General features: G+C 63.6%; 3 protein-coding genes. All 3 read left to right on the forward strand.

From position 1 onward, the window contains the following. Positions 1–81 precede the first annotated feature (81 nt). The gene (locus tag A9995_RS15515) at positions 82–1,278 is read left to right on the forward strand and encodes an efflux RND transporter periplasmic adaptor subunit (RefSeq protein ID WP_233998266.1); all 1,197 of its coding nucleotides are present in this window, start codon (positions 82–84) and stop codon (positions 1,276–1,278) included. Next, entirely contained in the window at positions 1,275–4,454 is a 3,180-nt protein-coding gene (locus A9995_RS15520) for an efflux RND transporter permease subunit (RefSeq protein ID WP_067614684.1), read from the forward strand. Before A9995_RS15515 ends, A9995_RS15520 begins: the two co-directional genes overlap by 4 nt. Continuing rightward, positions 4,451–5,764: efflux transporter outer membrane subunit (locus A9995_RS15525; protein ID WP_145917021.1), on the forward strand; the 1,314-nt coding region annotated here is incomplete at its 3' end. The genes A9995_RS15520 and A9995_RS15525, both read left to right, overlap by 4 nt.

The following is a 5,764-nucleotide window of genomic DNA, read 5'->3' on the forward strand; positions in this document are numbered from 1 at the left end:
CCAACAACGGTAAACCGTAGATCGAGTCGCCTTAGGATCGAGAAGTAGGTGGCACCCGCTTCCTTTCGCCAGGAGGCAATGATGACGAAGTTTACCAGGATGAGGTTTACCAAGATGAGGCTCTTGGTCGCATTCGCGGCGATCGTCCTGCTGGTGATCTTCGTCATATGGTTTTTGGGCCGTGATACCAGTGGGCAAGCGGAAGCCGCGCCCCTGCCGCCCGAGGTTCTTGCCGCAGCGGTCGTGACGCGAGATTACGCGCCGCGCTCGACATATACCGGCACACTAGCTGCTGTAGAAACGGTCGAACTGAAGCCTCGCGTGTCCGGGCGCATACTCGAAGTCAGCGTCCCCGAAGGACGGATCGTTCGCCAGGGACAAAGACTCTTCAAGATCGACCCGGCCCCATTCCAGGCTCGCCTGGCAGCCGCCAAGGCTGCGACGCAGGAAGTGAGAGCCAGGCTCGGTCTTGCGCAAGTCGAGAGCGAACGGGCGCGCCGTCTGGTCGAAGAGGGTGTAGTCGCGCAGCAGCGAGCGGACGAAGCGGACGCGGCCTTGGCCGAACGCACAGCGCAACTCGCGTCCGCACGCGCCAATGAGCGGGTGGCGGAGCTGGATCTCGCATACACCAGCATCGAGGCGCCGATAACCGGGCGCGTGGGCAAAATCCTCGTCACGCGAGGTAATATGGTCGGCAGCGGGGAGACGGCGACACCGCTTACCACGATCGTCTCGGTCGACTCTCTCTATGTCGAATTCAACGTCGATGAAGCCACCTATCTCGCTGCCCTCGTTCAGGCACAGGAACAAGGGTCGAGCGAGCGCCCACCAGTTCAGGTGCGTTTGGAAGACGGAAGCGTCCGCAGCGCTCGTCTGGACTTTATCGGCAACACCCTCGACGAGGGGACAGGGACCATTCCCGTCCGCGCCATACTGTCCAATCGCGACGGGCGGTTGGCGCCGGGGCTGTTTGCCGAGGTCGAAATCGCGATCGGCGCAGTTCGCCCCACCGTCCTCATCAGCGACCTCGCGGTCGGAGTCGAGCAGGGCCTGCGATACGTGCTCGTGCTCGATCGTCAAAACGAGACGCAATACCGCCCAGTCCAACTCGGCGGGCTAGTTGGCGACCTTCGGGTCGTGGAGGACGGGCTTGCGGCCGGGGAGCGGATCGTCGTGAAGGGTCTTGCCGGACCCGGCATGAAGGTCAGACCGCGCATGATTTCGATGACGGCCCGAACGCCTGCCAAGGATGACAACGCCGGACGGGCGGCGCAATGAACTTCCCCCGCTTCTTCATCGAGCGGCCCATCTTCGCGGTCGTTCTTTCGGTGTTGCTGGTGATCGCTGGCCTCGCCGCGCTCGCACGCCTGCCCTTGAGCGAATATCCCGCCGTCACGCCGCCCACCGTCCAGGTCACAGCGAGCTATCCCGGTGCCGCGCCCGAAGTGATCGCGGAGACGGTCGCCAGTCCGCTCGAACAAGCGATCAACGGCGTCGAGGGCATGATCTACATGCAGTCGCAAGCCGCCACCGACGGACGAATGACGCTCACCGTCACCTTCGAGCAGGGTATCGATCCCGACATCGCCCAGGTCCAGGTTCAAAACCGGGTCCAGCGGGCACTTCCTCGTCTGCCGCAGGATGTGCAGCGGCTAGGCGTCACCACCACCAAGACTTCTCCCGACGCGCTGATGGTGGTTCACCTGCTGTCCCCGTCAGAACGTTACGATCCTTTGTTCGTCTCGAATTACGCGCTTCTTCAAGTGCGCGATGAGTTGGCTCGCCTTCCCGGGGTGGGCGATATCACCGTCTGGGGTGCCGGCGAATATTCGATGCGGATATGGCTGGACCCGGCAAGAGTCGCCGCGCGCGGACTTGCCGCGAGCGACATCGTCGCCGCGATCCGCGAACAAAATGTCGAAGTTGCCGCCGGTTCGGTCGGCCAGTCGCCCGGCGCCGATGTCGCGTTTCAGGTGGCTATCGACACGAGGGGCCGACTGGCCACCGAGGAAGAGTTCGGCGCGATCGTGGTAAAGACCGGCGACCAAGGCCAGATCACGCGGTTGCGCGATGTTGCCAGAGTCGAGCTTGGGGCAAATACGTATACGCTACGCTCGCTCCTCGACGGCGAGCCCGCGGTCGCTCTCCAGATCATTCAGAGCCCCGGCGCCAACGCCCTCGATGTATCCGATTCCGTGCGTGAAACGATGGAACGGCTTGCAAGCGACTTCCCCGAAGGCATCGAATATCGCATCGCATACGATCCGACGATCTTCGTTCGCGCTTCGATCGAAGCGGTGATAGGTACACTGCTGGAGGCGACTCTCCTCGTCGTGCTGGTGGTGATCATATTCCTGCAAAGCTGGCGTGCTTCGATCATTCCTCTGGTTACCATCCCGGTTTCCCTGATCGGTACATTGGCGATCATGTATCTGTTCGGATTTTCATTGAACACCCTGTCGCTGTTCGGACTGGTGCTGTCGATCGGCATCGTCGTCGATGATGCGATTGTCGTGGTCGAAATTGTCCAGCGACATATCGGGCTTGGCAAGACACCAAAGGAAGCGGCGCGGCAGGCAATGGCCGAAGTCACGAGTCCGATCATCACGACAACGTTGGTACTCGCGGCGGTTTTCGTGCCGACAGCGTTCCTGGGGGGGCTTCAAGGAGAATTCTATCGTCAGTTTGCGCTGACGATCGCCATTTCGACCATCATTTCCACGATCAACTCGCTTACCCTGAGTCCGGCACTCGCCGCCGTGCTGCTGAAGGGCCAAGAGGCATCCCCCGATGCGTTCCAGCGCAGCATCGACCGGATGTTCGGCTGGTTTTTCCGCTCGTTCAATCGGCTCTTCGCGCGAGCGTCCGACAGCTATGTCGGCGGGATCCGCCGGCTGGTGGGAGTGAGCGCGGTCGTGGGCATCGTCTACGTCGGACTGATCGGCCTCACCTACATAGGATTCGCCAAGCTGCCGGCAGGATTCGTACCGGCGCAGGACAAATATTACCTGGTCGGCATCGTCCAGCTCCCGAACGCCGCCTCGCTCGAGCGCACTGAAGCCGTGGTTCAGGAGGTCAGCCGGGTAGCGCTGGACGAGCCCGGCGTGGAAAGTGTCGTCGCCTTTCCTGGCCTGTCGATCAACGGCTTCGTCAACCTCCCCAATGCGGCGGTCATGTTCGCGATACTCGATCCGTTCGAAGCGCGGCGCAGCCCCGATCTCGCTGCCGACGCGATCGCGCAGCGCCTGCAAGGCAAGGTCGCCCAGATCCCCGACGGCTTCATCGGGGTCTTTCCGCCGCCGCCAGTACCAGGGCTCGGCGCCACCGGCGGTTTCAAGATGCAGATCGAGGACCGGGGCGGAAACGGCTATGAGGCGCTTGCCGAGGCAAGCGCCAAGGTCCTGCAGGCGGCGGCGCAAGACCCTGCTATTACCGGGCTTCTCACCAGTTTTAGCGTGACGTCGCCTAAGATCGCGGTCGATGTCGACCGCACAAAGGCCAAGACGCAGGGAGTCCCGCTGACCAGCGTCTTCGAAACCATGCAGGTCTATCTCGGGTCGCTCTATGTGAACGACTTCAACCGGTTCGGGCGCACCTATCAGGTGTTCGTCCAGGCAGATGCGGGCGACCGGTCGCAAGCGGAAGATATCGGCCGACTTCAAGTCCGCAACGCGCAAGGCGCGATGGTGCCGCTCGCGACCCTGGTCACGGCACAGACAAGTGCCGGACCGGACCGGGTGATCCGTCATAACGGCTATCCCTCTGCGGACATTTCAGGCGGACCGGCGCCGGGCTTCAGTTCGGGTCAAGCGGTGGCGGCGATGGAGCGTATCGCGGAAGCCGAACTCCCCGGCGGGATGACCTACGAGTGGACCGACCTCACCTTCCAGGAGCAGGCAGCAGGAAACGCAGCGCTCTACGTCTTCCCGCTTGCGGTGCTGATGGCCTTTCTGATCCTGGCGGCGCAATTTAACAGCTGGTCGCTACCGCTCGCGGTGCTGCTGATCGTGCCCATGTGTCTGCTCAGCGCTCTGGCGAGCGTATGGGTGTCGGGGGGCGACATCAATATCTTCACCCAGATCGGCTTCGTCGTGCTCGTCGGGCTCGCTGCCAAGAACGCGATCCTGATCGTCGAATTCGCGCGGACCAAGGAAGATGAAGGACTGGAGCCACTGAAAGCGGCGCTCGAAGCGTGCCGGTTGCGTCTGCGGCCGATTCTGATGACATCGATCGCCTTCATCGCGGGTGTAGTTCCGCTTGTAATCGCCACCGGCGCAGGGGCCGAAATGCGTCAAGCGATGGGCGTTGCCGTGTTCGCGGGCATGCTCGGCGTTACGCTTTTCGGGCTGTTCCTGACACCGGTCTTCTACGTCGCGATCAGCCGGTTCGTGCCCGGGCGCGCCGGGCGGAAGATGCAGCCAAAATCCTCGTCGTCCCAGGAGACCCCGGTATGACCTATGCTGCTCGCAAAGCTCCGATGCTGTTGATCCTCGGCGTCCTGTCCGGCTGTGCATCCATCGGAGTAGACTATTCACCGCCCCCGGTATCGGTTCCGCCCGGCTTCGCAGCGGAGCCGGGCGGCCTAGATCAAGTTGAAATGGAAACGCGCTGGTGGCAAACGTTCGGCGATCCGGAACTGGATCGGCTGATCGCATCGGCGTTTGCCGCAAACCTCGATGCCAAGATCGCGCTAGCCCGGCTTGCCGAAGCGCGAGCGCTGGCGGGGGCGGCGCGCGCCGAGCGTCTCCCCGGCGGCGGTGTCGCCGCGTCATACCAGCGCCGCCGCCTCGCCGATCTGGAGCGCTTGCCCGCCGTTCCGCGCGACGGCGATGTCGTGCAGGCGGGCGCGCAGGCCGATTGGGAGATCGATCTGTTCGGCCGGGTGCGCCGATCGATCGAGGCCGCCGAAGCCGAGGTCGGCGGCGCGCAGGCGCTGCTACGATCTACCCGAGTGGCCGTCGCCGCCGACGTGGCGAACCGCTACTTCGATTTGCGGGGCGGCGAAGCGGCACTCCAAGTCGCGCGGGCGTCGATCGCCAATCAGAGCAGCTCGCTCGAGGTTACCCGCAAGCTCGCTGCGGCAGGTGCTGGCGCCCGTCTCGATATCGTTCGCGCCGAGGCGCAATTGCGAGCCGTTGAAGCCACCGTGCCAGCTATCGAACGGCAAATCGCCGTCGCGCGGCATGCGCTGGCGGTGCTGCTCGGTGAAACTCCTCAGGGCTTTACGGGCCCCAGCGACGCGACAGATGACCTTCCCCAAATCACGAGTATTTCCGTCGGAACACCAGAGGCGCTGCTGCGGCGACGTCCGGATATCGCGGTGGCCGAACGCCAGCTTGCGGCGGCCAGTGCGCGAGCCGGTGGGGCCCGGGCCGAGCTGTTTCCGTCGGTACGGATAAGCGGCTTCATCGGGCTACTAGCTGGGGGTTTCGGTTCGCTCGTCAGCGGCGGCGCGCTTGGCTTCTCGGCCGGACCATCCCTGGATTGGGGCGTGTTCGACCTGCCGCGACTGCGCGCGCGAGTCGGCGCCGCCGACGCCCGCACAGATGCCGCTCTGATCGAGTATCACCGCACGGTCCTTAACGCCCTGCGAGAGGTTGAGGATTCCCTCGTCACTTACGGCGCCGTCCGGACGCGCCTAGCCTTGCTCGCGGCGCAGACGACGGCAAGTCGGGAAGCAGCGCGGCTTGCCTCGATCGGTTTTCGTGAAGGTGAGGGGCAGTATTTCGATGTTCTCGACGCTGAGAGAACGCTGGTCGATGCC

Source organism: Erythrobacter sp. QSSC1-22B (genome assembly GCF_001678665.1).
GTDB lineage: Bacteria > Pseudomonadota > Alphaproteobacteria > Sphingomonadales > Sphingomonadaceae > Qipengyuania.